22 protein-coding genes and 1 pseudogene are annotated in these 16,910 nt (G+C 68.9%); 13 read left to right on the forward strand and 10 right to left on the reverse strand.

Annotated elements, in window-relative coordinates:
* Positions 1-280 precede the first annotated feature (280 nt).
* A complete protein-coding gene (locus ACZ54P_RS13750; RefSeq protein ID WP_465461859.1) occupies positions 281-1,081 on the forward strand; it encodes a molybdopterin dinucleotide binding domain-containing protein in 801 nt (266 codons plus the stop codon).
* A gap of 24 nt (positions 1,082-1,105) precedes the next feature.
* Positions 1,106-1,480: a hypothetical protein gene (locus tag ACZ54P_RS13755; protein ID WP_465461860.1), complete on the forward strand. Its 375-nt coding sequence runs from the start codon at positions 1,106-1,108 to the stop codon at positions 1,478-1,480.
* 170 nt (positions 1,481-1,650) lie between these two features.
* Here the strand turns inward: ACZ54P_RS13755 and ACZ54P_RS13760 are convergent, their stop codons facing one another.
* Entirely contained in the window at positions 1,651-2,691 is a 1,041-nt protein-coding gene (locus ACZ54P_RS13760; RefSeq protein ID WP_465461861.1) for a GNAT family N-acetyltransferase, read from the reverse strand.
* A 362-nt stretch (positions 2,692-3,053) separates the two neighbouring features.
* On the opposite strand from ACZ54P_RS13760, the gene ACZ54P_RS13765 reads away from it, so the two are divergent.
* The 6 genes from ACZ54P_RS13765 (at position 3,054) to ACZ54P_RS13790 (ending at position 6,270) form a co-directional block, all read left to right on the forward strand.
* Positions 3,054-3,449, forward strand: coding sequence for a hypothetical protein (locus ACZ54P_RS13765; protein WP_465461862.1), 396 nt, complete (start codon positions 3,054-3,056; stop codon positions 3,447-3,449).
* 44 nt (positions 3,450-3,493) lie between these two features.
* Positions 3,494-3,694, forward strand: a complete 201-nt coding sequence (locus tag ACZ54P_RS13770; RefSeq protein ID WP_465461863.1) for a hypothetical protein — start codon at positions 3,494-3,496, stop codon at positions 3,692-3,694.
* 239 nt (positions 3,695-3,933) lie between these two features.
* Positions 3,934-4,650: a transglycosylase SLT domain-containing protein gene (locus ACZ54P_RS13775; protein ID WP_465461864.1), complete on the forward strand. Its 717-nt coding sequence runs from the start codon at positions 3,934-3,936 to the stop codon at positions 4,648-4,650.
* A 17-nt stretch (positions 4,651-4,667) separates the two neighbouring features.
* Positions 4,668-5,705, forward strand: coding sequence for a CHAP domain-containing protein (locus ACZ54P_RS13780; protein WP_465461865.1), 1,038 nt, complete (start codon positions 4,668-4,670; stop codon positions 5,703-5,705).
* Positions 5,702-5,968 (forward strand): YbaB/EbfC family DNA-binding protein, encoded by a 267-nt coding sequence (locus ACZ54P_RS13785; RefSeq protein WP_465461866.1) that lies wholly within the window; start codon positions 5,702-5,704, stop codon positions 5,966-5,968. The genes ACZ54P_RS13780 and ACZ54P_RS13785 overlap by 4 nt, the downstream gene beginning before the upstream one ends.
* On the forward strand, positions 5,965-6,270 hold the full coding sequence (locus tag ACZ54P_RS13790; protein WP_465461867.1) for a hypothetical protein: 306 nt from the start codon (positions 5,965-5,967) through the stop codon (positions 6,268-6,270). Before ACZ54P_RS13785 ends, ACZ54P_RS13790 begins: the two co-directional genes overlap by 4 nt.
* Here the strand turns inward: ACZ54P_RS13790 and ACZ54P_RS13795 are convergent.
* Positions 6,265-7,035, reverse strand: coding sequence for an ESX secretion-associated protein EspG (locus ACZ54P_RS13795; protein WP_465461868.1), 771 nt, complete (start codon positions 7,033-7,035; stop codon positions 6,265-6,267). The genes ACZ54P_RS13790 and ACZ54P_RS13795 overlap by 6 nt on opposite strands.
* A gap of 95 nt (positions 7,036-7,130) precedes the next feature.
* On the opposite strand from ACZ54P_RS13795, the gene ACZ54P_RS13800 reads away from it, so the two are divergent.
* Positions 7,131-7,940 carry a helix-turn-helix transcriptional regulator gene (locus ACZ54P_RS13800; RefSeq protein WP_465461869.1) on the forward strand — a complete coding sequence of 270 codons (810 nt, stop codon included), beginning with the start codon at positions 7,131-7,133 and terminating at the stop codon, positions 7,938-7,940.
* Here the strand turns inward: ACZ54P_RS13800 and ACZ54P_RS13805 are convergent.
* Genes ACZ54P_RS13805 through ACZ54P_RS13830 form a run of 6 tightly spaced genes read right to left on the reverse strand, consistent with a single transcriptional unit; the run spans position 7,915 to position 11,605 of the window.
* Positions 7,915-8,466 (reverse strand): hypothetical protein, encoded by a 552-nt coding sequence (locus tag ACZ54P_RS13805; protein ID WP_465461870.1) that lies wholly within the window; start codon positions 8,464-8,466, stop codon positions 7,915-7,917. The two genes, ACZ54P_RS13800 and ACZ54P_RS13805, sit on opposite strands and share 26 nt — an antisense overlap.
* Positions 8,463-9,197, reverse strand: a complete 735-nt coding sequence (locus ACZ54P_RS13810) for a hypothetical protein (protein ID WP_465461871.1) — start codon at positions 9,195-9,197, stop codon at positions 8,463-8,465. Before ACZ54P_RS13810 ends, ACZ54P_RS13805 begins: the two co-directional genes overlap by 4 nt.
* Complete coding sequence (locus tag ACZ54P_RS13815) at positions 9,197-9,496, reverse strand: hypothetical protein (RefSeq protein ID WP_465461872.1); 300 nt, start codon at positions 9,494-9,496, stop codon at positions 9,197-9,199. Before ACZ54P_RS13815 ends, ACZ54P_RS13810 begins: the two co-directional genes overlap by 1 nt.
* Positions 9,493-10,689 (reverse strand): WXG100 family type VII secretion target, encoded by a 1,197-nt coding sequence (locus tag ACZ54P_RS13820; RefSeq protein WP_465461873.1) that lies wholly within the window; start codon positions 10,687-10,689, stop codon positions 9,493-9,495. Before ACZ54P_RS13820 ends, ACZ54P_RS13815 begins: the two co-directional genes overlap by 4 nt.
* On the reverse strand, positions 10,679-11,158 hold the full coding sequence (locus ACZ54P_RS13825; RefSeq protein ID WP_465461874.1) for a hypothetical protein: 480 nt from the start codon (positions 11,156-11,158) through the stop codon (positions 10,679-10,681). Before ACZ54P_RS13825 ends, ACZ54P_RS13820 begins: the two co-directional genes overlap by 11 nt.
* Positions 11,159-11,188: 30 nt before the next feature.
* Complete coding sequence (locus ACZ54P_RS13830; protein ID WP_465461875.1) at positions 11,189-11,605, reverse strand: hypothetical protein; 417 nt, start codon at positions 11,603-11,605, stop codon at positions 11,189-11,191.
* A 108-nt stretch (positions 11,606-11,713) separates the two neighbouring features.
* Between ACZ54P_RS13830 and ACZ54P_RS13835 the strand changes: the two genes are divergently transcribed.
* A complete protein-coding gene (locus ACZ54P_RS13835) occupies positions 11,714-11,911 on the forward strand; it encodes a hypothetical protein (protein ID WP_465461876.1) in 198 nt (65 codons plus the stop codon).
* Positions 11,912-12,678: 767 nt separating this feature from the next.
* On the opposite strand, the gene ACZ54P_RS13840 is transcribed toward ACZ54P_RS13835, so the two are convergent.
* Positions 12,679-13,122 (reverse strand): histone-like nucleoid-structuring protein Lsr2, encoded by a 444-nt coding sequence (locus tag ACZ54P_RS13840; protein WP_465461877.1) that lies wholly within the window; start codon positions 13,120-13,122, stop codon positions 12,679-12,681.
* Between the two features lie 178 nt (positions 13,123-13,300).
* Here ACZ54P_RS13840 and cutA point away from each other — a divergent pair.
* The 3 genes and pseudogenes from cutA to ACZ54P_RS13855 all read left to right on the forward strand — a co-directional run.
* Positions 13,301-13,561: pseudogene (gene cutA, locus ACZ54P_RS13845) on the forward strand (divalent-cation tolerance protein CutA); the annotation flags it as partial.
* A gap of 805 nt (positions 13,562-14,366) precedes the next feature.
* Entirely contained in the window at positions 14,367-15,011 is a 645-nt protein-coding gene (locus tag ACZ54P_RS13850) for a hypothetical protein (protein WP_465461878.1), read from the forward strand.
* 4 nt (positions 15,012-15,015) lie between these two features.
* Complete coding sequence (locus tag ACZ54P_RS13855; protein ID WP_465461879.1) at positions 15,016-15,357, forward strand: hypothetical protein; 342 nt, start codon at positions 15,016-15,018, stop codon at positions 15,355-15,357.
* Between the two features lie 512 nt (positions 15,358-15,869).
* Here the strand turns inward: ACZ54P_RS13855 and ACZ54P_RS13860 are convergent.
* On the reverse strand, positions 15,870-16,817 hold the full coding sequence (locus tag ACZ54P_RS13860) for a cold-shock protein (RefSeq protein WP_465461880.1): 948 nt from the start codon (positions 16,815-16,817) through the stop codon (positions 15,870-15,872).
* Positions 16,818-16,910: the final 93 nt, after the last annotated feature.

Raw genomic sequence — 16,910 nt, forward strand, 5'->3', positions numbered from 1 at the left:
GAAGGCGCGCGAGTGATCGTCGCGGACGAGGAGGGCGGTCGCTGCCGGATCTGCCTCGCCCGACGACGCTGCGACGTGCTCTTCGCAATGCTCCGCAACCGAGCCCACTACCAACACCCCGAACCCCAGCAAGCTTGACAACAACCATAGGGACACCCCCGCGTGGAGGCCGTCCCCGCTCGCGCAGATCGGCACCGACTCTTTCCCGCGAGCCGGACGGCGTGGCCGACAGGCCTCTTTTGCACTACATCACCCCCCGGCCGTATGAGCAACCACCGCCTTGGCCTCCCAGCTCGGCTACGAGGAGGAGTTCACCGAGTCGCGCTGCGAGATCGAATGGGTCCGCCACCTTTACGAGCAGACCAGGGCCCAACTCGGCGACACCGCCGCCTTGCCGGACTTCGACGACTTCTGGCGAAGCTCCACCGCCACGCTGCCGGCCTCGACTGGACCGTTTCCCGGCAGCTTCGAGGCCCTCCGCTCGGATCCGCAGCGTTTCCCTCTGCCGACGCCGTCGGGCCGAATCGAGATCTTCTCCGAGGAGATCGACTCGTTCGGCTACGACGACTGCGCCGGGCACCCGAAGTGGTTCGAACCGGTGGAGTGGCTTCGTGCCGATCTGTCGGACCGGTTCCCCCTGCACCTGATCTCGAACCAGCCCGCCTCACGCCTGCACAGCCAGTACGACAACGGCGGCCACAGCCTCGCTTCGAAGATCCGCGGTCGTGAGCCCGTGACGATCAACCCCTCGGACGCCGCGGCGCGCGGCATCGAGAGCGGCATGATCGTGCGCGTCCACAACGACCGGGGCAGCTGTCTCGCCGGCGCGGTCCTGTCGGACGACGTCATGCCAGGCGTCGTGCAACTGTCCACGGGAGCGTGGTGGGACCCGGTCCAGCCGGGCCTGAGCGGAACGCTGGACCGCCACGGCAACCCGAACGCCCTCACCGCGGATCGACCGTGCTCGCGCCTGTCCCAAGGACCAAGCGCCAACAGCGCGCTGGTCGACGTCGAACCCTACGACGGCGCCCTTCCCGATGTGCTCGCCTTCACACCACCAAACCTCGCACCGCCCGGTTGACGTCCACCACGGCCGACTTGCCCGATGAGGTCGGCGAACCCGGCCACCTATCCGCCGACCTGGAACAAACCGGTCTCGTCACAGTATCCGGGAAAATCGGGCGCATTTGCGCTCACGCTCGCCCGCGACATCAAGACCGCCGCACCGGACCAGCCGGTCATCCTCACCGTGCACGAGGTGAAACGGATCGCCCGCAACGCCGCCGAACTGGTAACGCTCTTCGCCCGCGCCTTACGCGACAAAGGCACCCCGATGTCCGACATCGTCAAGAAGTTGACCATCGAGACCGGCAAGAACGCCGGCCAATACCCCTCAGTCCCCGGCCAAGTGGTGCGTCCCTGCCCGCACTCCGCCCCGTCGTCCGTCATCAGTGACGAGGAGTGGCCCGGTAATCGCTGAGGCTGTGAAGGCCGAGAGATAGCCTGGCGCGTTCTGCCGTTTGCTACGAATGCGGCGCGAACGAACCTCGTTGCCGGCGCTACCGCGTCCAAATCGACGAGTGCCGCACCGACCCCGGACAGCGCCGCGAACAGGAGAACCAGCGTGGTGCGGCGCTCCGCCTTGATCAGCTACACCATGGCTATTGGTAGGTGATCGTAGTCGCGGGAGCCTTGGGCGGGGACGTGTCGCAAGGAAGGTGCGACAGAGGTGGCGGTGAGAGTATCGGACCAGCGTGCCAGGTACTGGGACTTGTACCCGGTCTGCCCAGCAGAATCCACGGTGCGGCCGAGGTCGAACTCGGTGAACCCGGATCCGGTGAGGTCGTCGGTCAGCCAGCGCAGCAGGGCATGGCCTGGGGACAGTCGGCGGTAGTCCGGGTGCATGGCCGGCCTCAACGAGAAGCACCGTCCGTCTCGGTACAAGCACAACTGGGCCGCCACCGCCGTGCCGTCCAGTTCCATGGTGGCGACGAAAGCGAGTTCCGGGCCACATCGATCGAGGACGTTTTCCCAGACGCCGGTGGTGTACTGGAGGTCGATATCGGGCAGCACGAGGTCTGCGGTCCACTGCCGGCGATGCAAATCCACGAGCACGCGGTAGCCCTCGCGCAGTTCCTCGGTCGATCGGGAGCGCCGGAAAACCAGGCGGCGGCCGCCCGCGGCCAACTCGTCGACAGCGCGCTGCCGGCGATTGTGGGTTTTTCGGGTCGACCGCGACATCGCCGCCCAGTCCACCGGCAGCGGCACCACCGCGCACCGGGTGCTGGTGTGCGTCCACGGCGGGGTCGCGGTAAGCCGTTCGCCGAGGGCGCTGGTCACCGGCAGGTCCGGCAGCACCACTCGCTCGCCGTAGTCGGCCAGATCGTCCAGAGCCTCAGCCAGCGCCGCAGTGACCTCGGGCTGCTCGGAGTGAGAGCCGGTCACCCTGATGTATTCGGCGTGCGGTGCCGACAGCGGACGAACCAGTCCACCTTCGCGGCCCTGCGCGTGAACCATTAGCAACGCCGCAACCGGTCCCGAACAGTCGGCCACCGTGAGTGCGACTAACGAGGCAGTGGTCGGTAACGCAGCACACCAGCCAAGCAACCAGGCTGGCGCTTGATACGGCGTAGCGGCGGTGTCGTTCCGGTACAGCTCATCCCAGTGGTTCTCCAGGAAATCTTGGGCCATCTGTCTCCACAATACTTGTGTCTGCACGCCGAAATCCTCCGCCGGTGATTAGCTTTTCTGGTTATGCGCAGGCGAATTCGAGCACGACATGATCATGTTGCGAGCCTCGGCCACCAGAGATCACCTATTCAGCGACGCGATCCAACTCGGATGGGTGCGGTATGGAAGTACACGGACCGGGTGCGCTGCAGCGGGCGCGATCGGCCGCCAGATCGCTGTTGCGGACACTCGCGCCGATCGACTGGCGGTGAAGCGCCGGCGTCCTGCCCCTCCATGACGACCACGGTGTGACAAATCAGCGAAAGACGTCACTTTCAGCGGCCGATTGGGCTGACCTCCGCTAAAGGAATTAGGGAGGAACCATGCGGGGATCGGGGATGCGGTACTCGACGGCTGCCTTGACGTTGCTGCTCACGGCTTGCGGTGACGGCGGAAGCGGTGGCGGCGCTCAGCAGGCCTCCAGTGCTCGGACCGGCTCGGAACAGTACGTGACCGACCGGATGTACGCGGTCGTCCGCAACAACGAGCACCGGGTGGTCAGCGTCCGCTTGCGGTTCACCGCGACTGACGCCGCCGGGACGGATATCCCGCTGCTCGCGGCGGACGGCCTCAAGGTCCTGCCGCCCAAGGCCGACCTGTTCATCGCCAGCGATGCCCCGGCAAACCCATCGCGAAGGTCGGCGCGACGCCGGAACCGGCGAACCAGCGGCCCTCGGACGAGGCGCCTTCCGGTGGCTTCACCACCACGACCGAGCTGACCGGTGACAACACCGTAAAGGGCACGATCGCCAATGACTACCCGATGCGCGTAGAGGACGGCGCGGTCGCCGCCGCCTGCCATGACAGCGCGGGCCGGATAATGGCGGCCCCGACCACCGGCCTCTCCGTCGACGCGGGGCAGACCATCACCGAGGATTCCGACCGGAAGAACGAGCCGCTCGACGGAAAGGCGATCGCCCGCTGTCAGCTCCATCCCCGGCTCACCCCAGGAAGCGGGTTCTAGAACTTGGCAGCTGATCAGGGGTCGCCCGGTTCGACGGTGCCGGGAACAAGACGACGACGCCCGCGTGACCGTGGTCCACAACGACGTGGAGATCGACGGCGGCACGGGTGACCGCGCCCCGGAGAACGCCGGACCGGGATCGAACTCGTCGCCTGACCGGGCTGACCGCCTGTGCAACGCACGTGTCCACGCGTGCAACGCCGGTTCCCCCGGCGCGCACAGGCGGTCAAGCTCAGTCCATGACCAAGTTGACCCCGGAGCAGATCGCCCGGCACGCCTACGAAGCCGGCTTTCGCGGCGACGGGCTCACCACAGCGGTGGCGGTCGCGCTCGCCGAATCCGGTGGGGACACCCGCGCACACAACGCCACCCCGCCCGACAACTCCTACGGGCTCTGGCAGATCAACATGCTCGGCGCGATGGGACCGGAGCGGCGCAGGCAGTTCGGACTGGACTCGAACTCGGAACTGTTCGACGCCACCACGAACGCCAAGGCCGCCAACAAGATCTCGAATGACGGGCGATCATGGACCCCGTGGTCGACCTACACGAACGGTGCCTACAAGCGTCATCTGCCCGCCGCGCGCAAGGCGGCCGAGGCGGTGCGGAAGCACCCCGGCGGACGCCCCACCGGCACGGGCATGGGACGGATCCGGGTCGACCGGCAGACCCTGAACGACTTCGTGCGGCGCACCCGGCGAGCCGGCGACGCGCTCACCTCGGCTTCGGCGAACCAGGTCAAGGACGTCCGGTCGATCGCCGACGACAGCTTCGGCAAGATCGGCAAGGAGTCCGGGTTCGCCGACGCGCTCGGTGACTTCGGCGCCGCCCTGCAGACCCAGGTCCGGGCTGTCGGAATTTCCGCCGACCGGCTCGCGGACGCCGCCGCCAAGGCCGGCAAGGCCTACCAAAACCGTGATTCCTCGGCCGCCGCGCGCCTGGACCGGCTCGCCTGAAAGCGCTGGAGACTCAGATGGACACCCTTTCCACCGCCCGGCATTTCGCCGCGGACCTCCTGGCACACCGGAACAAGCTGGCGGGCAAGGCCGAGGACGCGGCCCGCGTCCAGTTCGCCCTGCACCAGGTCTCGAAAACCCTGCACGACCAGCACGACGCGCACAAGAAGGAGACCGACGTCGTCCTGAGTCATTGGGACGGCAAGGCGTCGGAGGAGTTCGAGCGCACCACCATGCGGCTGCGCAAGGACATCCGCACCACCGCCGACACGAGCACCGAAGCCGAAAGAATCGTCGCTCGCGTCACGACCACTGTGGACGGTGGGCACACCGCGGTCCAGCGGCTCGCCGACGAGTACATCGCCAAGGCCAAGAAGCTCCTCGACGACGCCGCCGGAGTGGGCTCGCGGGCCGCGCTGGCCGCCGCGATCGCCGCGGCCGCCGATCTTGCCCCGCGCTACACCAAGCAGTCGGCCGCGATCCTGCGGAAGGTGAACGGTGAACTCACCGACGCCGCGAAACGGCTGCGCGCGCTGCGCAAGGAACTCCGGCACGACGGCGTCGCCGACCGCGAGGTCACGGACCACTCCCCCGGCCACGGGAAACCCGGCCGGACCGAGCCCGCCAAGGCGTCCTCTCGCGGGCAGAAGGTCGTTTCCGCCGCGCGCAAGGAACTCGGGACGAGGGAGAACCCGCCTGGCAGCAACCGGAACCCGTACGGCCCGACGGCGCCGTGGTGTGCCTCGTTCGCCACCGCGATGTGGCGCAAGGCCGGGGTGAACATCCCGATCCTGCCCTTCACCGGCGACGTCTACCGCTGGGGCCGACAGCATGACAAGGCGTACGGCAAGAACTCGTTGAAGCAGGCCAAACCGGGTGACGTGCTGCTGTTCGGGACCGGGCCGCAGAGCCCGTCGACGAGCACCCACATCGGGATCGTGGAGAAGGTGGAAGGCGACAAGGTGACGATGATCGAGGGCAACTCGGGTGATTCCGTGCGCCGGAACACGCACACGCTGTCCGGTTCGACCTTCTACGGCGGGGTGCGCCCATGACCACCGGAAGCGCGCGGGAACGCGTGATCGCGGTCGAGGTCGAAGTCGGTGGGGCGCTGCGGGATCTGCGGATCGAGGAAGCCGCGCTGCGGCTCAGCCCGCAGGAGCTTTCCCGGCGGATTCTCGGCCTGGTCGACCGGGCGGCAGCTCAGGTGAGCCGTCGGCTCGATCTGGACGAAGCGGACTCCCTGGGGCTCGGGACGAGCGCGGAGCTGGCCGAAGCGGCTGAAGAGACGACTCCGGAAACGTGGAGGGTGCAGTGACCGACGAACGCAGTGTCGAGCGGCTACTCGAAGACGCCGAGGCCCCGGACACCGACTACCGTGGCAGGCTGGCCGCGGTGGTCGGTGAGGCGAGCAGCGACGGCGTGACCGTGACCGTCGATCTGTACGGGAAGTTGGTCGGACTGCAGTTCGACCGGCTCGCGCTCACCTCGCGGGCGAGCGACCTTTCCGCGCTCGTCCTCCGGCTCGCCGCGACGGCCACCGTCATGGCGATGGACGCCGCGGCATCCGTTGTGGACGGTCTCTGCGACGATTTCGCCTTGCTCTCGTGGCGTTCATGACATGTCCTCGATCATCGACGCCAGCCGGGCGGTGAGCCAGGACGCGTCGGCAGGCGTGACCATCACCCACGGCTCGCCGCCGACGTCTTCGTGGGTGACGGCGTAGCGGCCGGCCTCGGTGTCGAACCAGCTGAGCACCGGGCTCCGGCCGCGGGCACCGTTGACCCCGAGTTGGCCGGCGCCGTAGCGGACCGAGGTCACCATCGTCGCGAGGGGGCGCACGCTCCGCCCGGTGATCCTGGCGCCCGCCAGTGCCCGCTCGAAACCGTCGTAACCCCCTCGCGCGAAGCCGTCCATGGCGGCCGAGAAAGCGGCTCGCGGCAAGCGGATCTGGTCTCCCGGGCCGGGCGCGGCGTCACCGAGCATCCGGCCGACGATGGCGACCAGTTCGGCGGTCCTCAGCGGTTCGAGGACCAGGTCCTTCTCGTCCTGCACCGCCAGCACCCCGTGGGCGCCGCGGCCCGCCGCGAGCAGGCGCCACGGTTGTTCGCCGAGTACCAGGGCGTCCACCGACACCGCTGGTGAACCCAGCAGGACGAACAGGTCCTCGATCGCCGGGTCGACGTCCTCGCCGCTGGTGAAACCCGCTTCGGCGAGCCCGGCGAAGACACGTACGCCCAGCTCGTCCCGTTCGTCCATGGTTTCGCCGTGCGAGGGCACCTCGAGCGGGTAAGGCAACTCACCGTTTCCGAGATCGCCCCACAGCAGGTCGAATTCCAAATGTGACAGGACGATGCCCGCCGAACTACCCGAACGCCGCGCCATCGCGCTCCTCCCCTTCGCCACCCGGCGGGCACGATACCGATCGAACGGTGAAGATGAATGCGCCATCCCGACGAATCCGCGAACGGCGGGTGCCCATGACCGAACCAGAAGTCGCGACCGGACAACTGATCGTCCGTGCCTCGGGCGCCGCGGCGGCGCGTGCGGCCATCCTCGGCGATCGCAAGGCGGGTCCGGACGGGATCCAGCTTCTCCTGCGGTGCACGGTTCCGCGGGCCGTCGCCGAGGACGGCGCGAAACTCGGCTTCGCGGGCTGTGTCCTGCACGTGTTGCCGATCGGGGGGCACGACGGCGAAGCACCGGGCAGGCACGGGGTCGTCATGCTGACCATCCCGACAGCGGAACTCTCGTTGTCGTTCAGCGAGCTGCGACCGCTGATGTTCCGCCCCGTCGACGTCGACGCCCCGCTGCGCGCGTTGTTCTCCAGCGCGATCGCGCACGTCCTCGCCGTCAGCCCCGCGCTCGATCCGCACGGCCTAGCCCATCACCTGCAGGGACTCGCGGAACTGGTGCTGCGCAGCGTGCTGCGGGCGGAACTCGATCGCGCCGACGCGCTCGCCACCCGTCGTCGCGATGCCGTGCGGTACATCCGCGATCATCTCGCCGATCCCTCACTGGGCGCGGACCAGGTGGCCGAGGCCCTCTACATCTCGCGCCGACGGTTGTATCAGCTGTTCGACGACGGCCAGGGAATCGCCGAGCGGATCAAAGGACTGCGGGTCGAGCGGGCGAAGGCCCTGCTGGCGGATCCGGCGAAGGCCGCGCGGGGAATCGCCGAGATCGCCAAAGACTGCGGATTCACCAGTGCCGCGCACTTCTCGCGCACCTTTCGGAAGGCGGTCGGAAAGACACCTCGTGAATTCAGGGAACGCGCGTTGGCTCACTGAGATCCACCCCCGCGACGAGCGCGCCCGCGAGCGCGGCGACGTCCAGCCAGCCACGGCCTCCGGGCGAGTGCAAGGTGAACACCGCGACCCGCGGGCGCCCCGGATCGAGCACGACGGCCTGGAGCTGTGCACCGGCGGCGGGCCCGTCGACGGCGATCCGCTCGACGATCACCACCGGATAACCGCGGGCGGTCGTCGCCGTGCTGACCTCGCGGATCCCCGGTGTGGTGTCGGCGGCGAACCAGCTCAGCCCGGCGGCGGCCTCGACACTCATCGGCCGCTCGACCGGGACCGACCCGGCGATCAACAAGGCCGGGTCGGCGTCACGATGCTCGGCGACCGCCAGCAAGCCCGCACGATGCTCGTGGGCGCGTTCGGCCGCCTGGATCGCGGCGGCCTCCAGCCCGAAATCGCGTTCGGCGTCGGCGCCACGGAGCCGGATCAGCAGTGTGCGCAGTTCGGCGATGGTCCGATCGACCGACGCGAGGGAGACCGAGGTGATCCCCGGGACGGCGGTGAGTTTCACCGGCCACCCAGTGCCACGGCCGAGGCGAAGACACCCACGGCTCCGGCGGGTGGGGTGACGGCGGGACCGGGGGCACGGGCCAGCGATGCCGCCAGTTCCCTGCCCAGCGCGGAAAACCGGGCCATGCCGCCGGTGATCTCGACGAACAGCGACGCGCCGTCCGGCGCCTCGCCCAAGGCCGTGCCTGGCTCGCCGAGCGCCCTCAGCCGTTCTTCGATCCGGGCCGCCTCGGCGCGATGAACCGCTTCAAGGGCACGGGCCTGCTCCAAAATTCGGTCGAGCTCGCGCTGCAGTGTTTCGTGGCGCGCCTTCGCCGCGGTGAGATCGGCTTGTGCCGTGGCCGCTGCCGCGCCGCTGGCGAACTGGACGGCCGTCTCCGTGCCCTCGACGGCGTCCGCGGCGTCAGTGAGCGCGCGCCGCAGGACCACCGCGCGCCGGTCGAGCTGCTCGGCTCGCCGTACTCCGGCCGCGACGGTGCCGGCCCACTCGGTGAGGATGCCGGCCGATGCGCGCAACACGGCGGGCGCGGGTTCGAGCGCCGTCCTCGCCGCGGCGGCACGGGCGGCGACGCTTCCGGCGGCGTCTCCTTCCCACTCGCGCGGCACGTCGATCCGCGCCGCGGCCACCGCGTCGAGGTGCGCGGCCGCGTCCGTGCACTTGCGGGCGGCGTCCGCCACGGCGTCCGCGTCGCCCGGAACCGGATCGAAACCGAGGCCTCCGAACTCGGGCATCACGAGCCTCCGTCCGCGCGCCGCAGTGTCCGGACGGCGTCGTCATCCGTGTCCTCGTAGGCCTTCGCCGCCGTCCGGACCCCGGACGCGGCGCGGGCGACCTCAGCGTGCGCGGCGCCGATCGAGTCCATCCACGGCCCGATCAGCCCGTCGAGCGCCGACGCGATCCCGGCGGGTCCCAGCTCTCCCGCGGCCAGACCGTCGGTCAGCCGGACGACGGCGCCCAGCTCCTCCGCCACGTCCTCCAGCTGACGCGCGAGGTCGCGCATCAGCTCCGGTTCGGCGCGGTAACCGTTCATTCGCCGAACACCGGCGGATAGGCGGGCGGAAGATCATCGAGGAGGTCATAACCACTGCCGTAGCGGTCGCGGTGCTCCTTGTCCTCTTCCCGCTGCGTACCGGTCATCGGCGGGTACATGCCGAAACCGGCGCCCCCGGCGCCACCTCGGGCGGCCGTGGTGCCCTGCCCGGAGCCGCCGGCCGGGCCCGCCATGCCGCCGAACCCGCTCCCGGCTCCGCCGGCGAGGCCGTGCTTGGCGGCGTTCTCGGCGGAGAAACCGGGCAGCGCCGTGCCAGGTCCGTGCCCCGCGCCCTGCCCAGGCCCGGCGACACCGGTCGTACCGCCTCCCGGCAGGTCCCCGACGCCTGCCGAAGCCGCATAGGTGCCTTCTTCGACGGGACCCACGGTTTCCGGACCTTGGACGACCGGTGGCGGCACCACCGGAGAGGTCGGCCGAGACGGTGGCGGTTCGGCTGGCGGGCGGTCTCGTGGCGGTGGTCCGGCGGGCGGCGTGACCGGAAGCGGCAGCGGCACCGGGTGGTACGGGAGATCGGCCGACTTCGGCGCGGTCTCGAATCCCCGCGGCAGTTGATGCCGGACGCCGTGGCTGGCCTCTTCGTACTGGCTCATGACCCGCACGGCTTCCGCCTTGGCCCGGTCGGCCTCCCGCTTGGACGGGAGCTTGTCGTCGAGCAGGTCGTCCAGCATGTAGGCGCCATTGGGACCGTCGAGCGCCTTCACGGCGTAATCGTCACGGAACCAGCGCTCGGCGTAGTAGTGCACCGGCTCCGGCATTTTGCGGCGGGCTTCGGCGATGGCCGCGGTGTAGGCGTCCAGCCCGTCGCCGATGTGCCGGGAGGTCCGGGCGGCCTCAGTGGCCCAGGTGGTGAGACGGTGCGCGGACTCCGCGGCCTGCGCCGCCGACGGGCCGCGCCAGGACAGCAGCAGCTTCTGCACGCTTGTGCGGACCGCGGCGGTTTCCGCGTCGACGTTCTTGGCCAGCTGGGCCCACCGGTGCGCCTGCTCACCCAGCTTCGGCGGCTCCGCCGATTTGATCATGTCCCACAGCTGGCGGTGTTCGTAGCACTCCCAGTTGATCTTACTGAACGCTCCTTCCCGCAGGTTCGCTTTGCGCTTCTGGACCAGCTTTCGTCGTCTGGCCAGTGCCCGGCGGCTCGGCGGATGTTTCTCGGAGTAGTACTCACCGGTCATCGGTCCCCCTCGCCACGGCATCGACGGCGGACGCGGCGGCTTCGTCGGTGCGAGCATGCCGCTCGGCGACCATGCCGATCGCCGTGCGCAACGCGTCGAGTTCGGCCAGATACGACTGGAGCGCGAGCTGCACGCCGCCTTCCTCCGCACCCCCGCGGCGGGCGAACGAACGCCGCATCGGCACCGACACCGGCCCCTTGCCGTCGGCCAGCGGTAAGCCCAGTTCCCGGGCTTCGGTCAGGCAGTTCTGCAGCTCGGCATAGTGCTCGCCCAGCAACCTCCGCGTTTCCGCGATCTCCCGGTAGTCCAGTTCGATGCGGTCTCCGCCGTCGGCCACGATCGCCGCCGCGCCCTCACCGGACGGCTTCTCGACCTCCGCGGCCTTGTCGACGCGCCGGGGTGGCCGCCGCTGCTCACGCAGCTCCTCGCGGAGCCGCTCGGCCTCCGCCTTGCCGTGGACCTTGACCATGTCGTGCGCTCCCTCTCGTCACGGACCTGGTCATCCTCGCGGGTCCGGCGCGGCAAGACCAGCCCCGAATGCACACCGGGACACGAACCCTGCACGGCCGGTCAAGCAGTCAGGCGCCACACTGTCCTCTATGGACACCAGCGCAGCCGCCGGCCGGATGGCGCGACGGAAGTTCTGTACCAGCTGGGTACGCAGGTAAGTCGACTCACGAGACCGGTGAGCCCAGCGGTGGCGGGCCAGCACCGCGCCCGTGGTCAGGACTGCATCGCGAGCAGTCCGCCACATCGCGGCCTGGGTCACCCGGCCCAGCTCGACCCCGGAGATCTCGTCGACCCGGTCCAGCGCGCGGGCCATCGCCGTTCCCGTCGACCGGGTCGGCGGGCCCCAGGCCCGATCGTCGTACTTGTGGTAGCCGAAGGTCTGCTCGATCTCCCCACGCGTGCTCACGAGGTTCGTCAGTATTCAGAACAGCCACGGACGCGACATTGATTGCCGAGCACAACCACACCGGCGACTACCCCATGTAGCGAACGTACCCGGTGATCGCCTGCGGGATTGGGCGCTCGCGTCGACCTCGGTGGTGCCGCCGCGTTGGTCAACGGCTGGGGCCTGCGCCTCCTCGGACACGCCGTCCGGCCTGGCGGATCGCACGTGGAACACGTGCTGCAACGACCGATGCACGCCAGCGAGCAGGGTCTGCAGGACAGGGTCAGCGAACGCGAAGCTGACGACGCGGGCTCCCGAGCAGCATGATGGCGTGGGCGGGACAGGTGCCGGCCCCGGATCCTCCGGGACCAGCACCTGGTGCACCCTGGCGTCCGACGGTCGTGGGACCACAACACTTCGTCCGGCGATCCCTTCGGACTACGACCCGCACAGGCGGGGGGCTTACTGCCGGACCGGTGCGCAGAGTGCACCTCACAGGGTCGGCGGTATCGCCCCCTTCGTTACGGAAGCCCCGCACTGCCTCGCGCACGAGGAGCGCTAGGGAACCCACAAGCTCGGTTTCTTCGTAGAACGAGGCGACGTGGTGGGAAGAAATCAGATGGACGGCAACACGGAAGAAATGGGAGCACCGGCTCTCACTCCCACGCACGCCGAACGATGTGATCCCGATGGCTACACGATCGATGTCAACGAAGGACGGGCCGCCGGCCGGTCGATCGATCAGGTGCACATTCACATGCCCCCGAATACATCGACGACGTGGCCGATCCCGAGGCGGCCTCCGGGATATCTTTCCCGTCCCCGATCCCGACGAGTGAACCACACCGAAGGAGACTCATCGACCCAGCGTGGGTCTGGTCGTCGCGCGCTCGCGCCCTGCGATCGGCTGAACGGGCGGGGTTTGCGAACCTCGGAAGCCGGATCCGCCTTGCCCGGGTTCAGATCAGCGTGGCGGAGCGGGCCGCTCTGATTGCCCCGTAACCACGTTGACTACGCCGGCGTGGATCGAACAGCCAACAGCAGAACACCCGCGACCTCGCCGGAATCGGTTTCGAAGCGGCCGGAGGACACTGTTAGCTGTCTGTCTTCTTCTTCCGCGGCGCGCGCTTGCGGACCGGTTTCACCGGGGCTTCTTCCACCGGTTCCGGTTCCACGTCATCGACCGGCCCGGCGTTGTCGAACGCTTCATAGATCTCGTGCGGAATCCGCCCACGCTCGGCGATCGCGTACCCGTTCGCCGACGCCCACGCTCGCACCTGCTGGTTACGTTCACGATCCGTGGACGTCACAGCACGGCTGTGTCCGACAGTGGATTGACCGGCCGCGACACGAAGTTTGCGCCCACCCGTGCGGGTGCCCGCTTCGACGTAACGCTCCAGCTCGTCACGCAGCGCCTGAGCGTTCTCGTCGGAGAGGTCGATCTCGTACTGCACACCGTCGAGCGCGAAGGGCACCGTCTGCGTGGCCTCACCGCCATCGAGGTCGTCGATAATTTGAACGCTAACCTTCTGAGCCATCCACACTGCCTTTCACCCATATCAGCGACGCCCCTACGCGCCACCGAACTGCCAGAAGCTTAACCACATATCTAGCCAGCGTGACGACCGGACATATTCTTGTCGCACAAACACCGCCACGCGGTTCAGTCGCCTGAGTACCCCTCGGGCGACATGACGGACGTATGCTGTCGAGACCCGTCTGGCCGCCGGAGCCCAGGTGGTCGGCCCAGTGACAGGCGTCTTCTGGCACCAGGGCGAGTTCGGCACCAGCGAAGAATGGCAAGTCCTGTTGAAAACCACGCCGGACGTGTACGACGACCTGGAACGGCACCTTGTCGAGCATCACGAGTGGAAGAACCCTGAGATCACAGCGGTTCCGCTAGCCGCGGGCCTACAGTCCTACTTGGACTGGGTCCGCCGAACCACACGCGAGAAGACCACAGGCCATAGCAACTGACACGCGGCTAACCGCACCGAGGTGCGTCCCAGCTGCCTGGCCCGACAACCCGACGCACAGGGGGACCAAAGGAGCCATCTGCCAACGCTTGTTCATGTTGGAACACGCGCACCTACGTGGGAAACTTCCGTACGCCGCACAGGATCATCTGGCAGCCCACTTCTGAAAGTACGAATCGAAACGCTCGGGCCAATCTGGCTTCTGCTCGAACACGTGCAGGTGGTGCTTTGCCACGTCCAGCGGCTCCCATTCCGGCAGGCACCTCATTAGGCAGAGCGGGCTCGTATGCTGGCGGCACCGCTGCCCGGCGGTTGCGGTGGACACCGCGGTGACGGCATCGGCATCACCGAAGTCGAACCATTCGCCCTCGCGGTGCTGACGCTCGAACCACTAGTGCAGGGCTCGCTCGAGCCGCAGACCTCCCCGTGTCGCCACAGCACCCGCATACGGTACGAAAACCCGGTCTTGAACTCAGCCAAGCGATGTTCAGGCGATTTCGAATGGCCGATCTTTACCCGAGGGCACTCGCCGCCGCCGATCAAGTACACGAAGTCCGCCGACATGGTTCAGTGCTCCCCGCCAGGCTGGCTGCAGCCGGTGACGACCATAGCGAGGACCACTGACAGAACCCGGCCGGCCGGCGGCGAAACCGGTGGCCGCCGCACCGGCGGTCTGCGTGTTGTCCTGCGACACGCTCGATCCGTCCCGCGCCCAGCAGGCACCTTTCCGGTTCCCGACAAGCTGATCAACGGGCGCCAAATCCGCCTGCACGTGTCCGATGCGGACGGGATGGCCTGGAGCCTTGATGTACAACGTGACCAATTCCGGGAGGCACCGACGCGGCTTGCTCCGCGCGTGCGGGGACGCCGCCGGAGTCGGCTGTACGGAATGGATCCACCCGAAGGTCTGCGATGTCGTCTGCGACGGTACGACCCAGGCCAACGGTGACCTCCAGCCGGTTCCGCCGGCGACGTTGTCCGGGCGCGTCATCCGCCTGCACGTCGACCGGAACGCGATGGCTTGGGGCACGGTCGAAGCCGGCGCGCCGGGCGACGAGATCTGGCTGGACCGCTCGTGGGACGGGGGCGCGAGCTGGGCGGGCGGTTCGTCACTCGGCCGAACCTCGGTCGCCGCGGGTGGGAGTACCGGCAGGACAGTGCTCTTCGCGACCCGCGATCCCCGCAGGCGTCACTACGGCGGCGCCGTTCGTGCGTGTGGACGGGAAGCCGGGCACCAGGAAGGGTCCTGTACGGCGTGGGCCCGCCCGGCGCCGGCGCGCGTGCAGGCGGCCGCCGACGCCCTGCTGTACTCCTACGATCCGTATCCGGGCTGGTGGCCGAGCAGCTGCGGCAGCGGTGTCTGGTGGGACCGGGAGCGGACCTACAAGAACGCCGCCACCAGTGGTCTGTACCTACGGCTCGCGGCTTCCCCACCTTCGTACCCCCGGTGATTCCGTGTGGCTGCAGCGGGCCCGGACCGCCGCGGACTGGTACCTGGCCAGTGGGATGATCAACTCCGCCGGACTCGTGAACGACGGTCTGACCCGCGACTGCCGTAACAACGGCCAGACGGTGTGGACTTACAACCAAGGGCTGGCGTCGGGGTTTCGTCGAACTCTGGCGAGCCACCGACGAACCGCGCTGGCTCGACGCCGCCAGGAGGCTGGCCGACGCGGCGGTGACCGGGCCGCTGTCGCCAGTGACCAGGTCCAATGGGTACTCATGGATATGTCCGAGCACACGGCGACGCGGCTCGCGAACCGGGACGTCGATGCCGTGGTGCTGCGGGACTCGTAGCTCACCGACGCCATCTGCGCACACGGCTTCATCGCACTCGCTGACCTCGGCGACACCAGCATCATCCACCCCACCTCGGTCTACGTCGCCACCACCACCTGGACCGAGAACCATCCTGATGCCGTCGCCGCCTTCCAGCGCGCCCTGCACCGAGCCGCGAGAGACTTCAGACAGGACCGGGCCGCACTCGGCGACCTCGCCGTCCGCCACCTGCGCCTCACCCCGGACACCGCCGCCCGAATGGGCATCGCTGTCGACCCGACCAGCGGACCCTCGGTGCCCCAGCTACAACGCACTCCGAACTTGATGCAGCGCTACGGCATCCTCGCCGAGCCGTACCGGGTCGCGCTTCCGAGCGCGGAGCAGGTCCTCGGGTCGGTACGGGGCCCCCGTCGCCATGAGGGAGATCGATCTCCTGGAGGAGGCTGCGGCCGTGTTGCTGACGGCACCATCGACGGGGATGAACGAGCACTCTCGTCGGGAGGTGATCAGCCGTCGGTGGGGCCGCCTCTTCAGAGGCGTTCGATGCGGTCGGCCTGCGGGCCCCGGTCGCTCTGACGCACCGTGTACCGGACCCGGTCACCCTTCTGCAGCGGCTCCGACCCCATGATCACGGACACGTGGGCGAAGAGATCGTCGCCGCCTGCGTCCGGGGTGATGAAGCCGAAGCCGCGGTCGTCGTCGTAGCGCGCGACGACGCCCTCGCCGCCTCGTACGGGCATGTCCCGCGCCGCCGGCCCTGCGGCCGCGGCAGGTGCCGACCGCTGCGGCGCCGTCTGGGGCTCGGTGCCCCGGACCAGGTGCACGTCGCGGGCCTGCGGGCCCTTGTCTCCACTAGCCACCTCGTAGGCGACGCGGTCGCCCTCCGCGAGCCACGTCAGCCCCTCGGCCAGGGCCCGAGCGTGAACGAAGACGTCCCCGGCGCCGGAGTCGGGGTTGATGAAGCCGAAGCCCTTGTCCTCGTCGTACCAGGCCACCGTGCCGTCGGCACCGTCCGCGATACCAGCCGCAGCGGGCGAGCCGGCCCCTGCTCCCAGCGGGATCACGTGCTCGGCCTGCGGGCCGCGCTCGCCTTCGACGATCAGGAAGGCCACCCGCTGTCCCTCGGTGACCACGCCGCCGGTCACGATGGCGGAGCTGTGCACGAAGATGTCGGCGCCGCCGCCGTCCGGCGACGCAAAGCCGTACCCCTTGCCCGGCTCGTACCAGTTGACGGTGCCGAGCAGGCCCACGGCGCTGCCGGCGGCCGCATCAGCGGTGACGCGAACGCGCAGCGCCTGGGGCCCGCGGTCGTTCTCGCCGACCTCGAACACGACGGCCTGACCCTCGCGGAGCACTTTCGCGCCGCCGTCCCCGACGATCTCGGAGGCGTGCACGAACACGTCCGGCGAGCCGTCCTCGGGCGCGAGGAAGCCGAAACCCCGTTCGGCGTCGAACCAACGGACAGTCCCTTGCGGCATCAAAAGCTCCAGGTCGAGAGGGCGGGCACTGGCCCCCAGTCTCCCTGACAGACCTCCGGTCCGTCGGGCCGGGCCCACAGACGGGCGGTGCGG

The sequence above is a fragment of the Amycolatopsis sp. NPDC034160 genome (assembly GCF_055575355.1).

Bases quoted from the DNA above. Each gene is read 5' to 3' on its own strand.
- ACZ54P_RS13815 (WP_465461872.1), bottom strand. From the start codon at position 9,496: ATGAACGGTTACCGCGCCGAACCGGAGCTGATGCGCGACCTCGCGCGT.
- ACZ54P_RS13810 (WP_465461871.1), bottom strand. From the start codon at position 9,197: ATGCCCGAGTTCGGAGGCCTCGGTTTCGATCCGGTTCCGGGCGACGCG.
- ACZ54P_RS13770 (WP_465461863.1), top strand. From the start codon at position 3,494: ATGCGCGTAGAGGACGGCGCGGTCGCCGCCGCCTGCCATGACAGCGCG.
- ACZ54P_RS13765 (WP_465461862.1), top strand. From the start codon at position 3,054: ATGCGGGGATCGGGGATGCGGTACTCGACGGCTGCCTTGACGTTGCTG.
- ACZ54P_RS13755 (WP_465461860.1), top strand. From the start codon at position 1,106: ATGAGGTCGGCGAACCCGGCCACCTATCCGCCGACCTGGAACAAACCG.
- ACZ54P_RS13820 (WP_465461873.1), bottom strand. From the start codon at position 10,689: ATGACCGGTGAGTACTACTCCGAGAAACATCCGCCGAGCCGCCGGGCA.
- ACZ54P_RS13760 (WP_465461861.1), bottom strand. From the start codon at position 2,691: ATGGCCCAAGATTTCCTGGAGAACCACTGGGATGAGCTGTACCGGAAC.
- ACZ54P_RS13840 (WP_465461877.1), bottom strand. From the start codon at position 13,122: ATGGCTCAGAAGGTTAGCGTTCAAATTATCGACGACCTCGATGGCGGT.
- ACZ54P_RS13850 (WP_465461878.1), top strand. From the start codon at position 14,367: ATGTACAACGTGACCAATTCCGGGAGGCACCGACGCGGCTTGCTCCGC.
- ACZ54P_RS13825 (WP_465461874.1), bottom strand. From the start codon at position 11,158: ATGGTCAAGGTCCACGGCAAGGCGGAGGCCGAGCGGCTCCGCGAGGAG.
- ACZ54P_RS13800 (WP_465461869.1), top strand. From the start codon at position 7,131: ATGACCGAACCAGAAGTCGCGACCGGACAACTGATCGTCCGTGCCTCG.
- ACZ54P_RS13785 (WP_465461866.1), top strand. From the start codon at position 5,702: ATGACCACCGGAAGCGCGCGGGAACGCGTGATCGCGGTCGAGGTCGAA.
- ACZ54P_RS13775 (WP_465461864.1), top strand. From the start codon at position 3,934: ATGACCAAGTTGACCCCGGAGCAGATCGCCCGGCACGCCTACGAAGCC.
- ACZ54P_RS13860 (WP_465461880.1), bottom strand. From the start codon at position 16,817: ATGCCGCAAGGGACTGTCCGTTGGTTCGACGCCGAACGGGGTTTCGGC.
- ACZ54P_RS13780 (WP_465461865.1), top strand. From the start codon at position 4,668: ATGGACACCCTTTCCACCGCCCGGCATTTCGCCGCGGACCTCCTGGCA.
- ACZ54P_RS13795 (WP_465461868.1), bottom strand. From the start codon at position 7,035: ATGGCGCGGCGTTCGGGTAGTTCGGCGGGCATCGTCCTGTCACATTTG.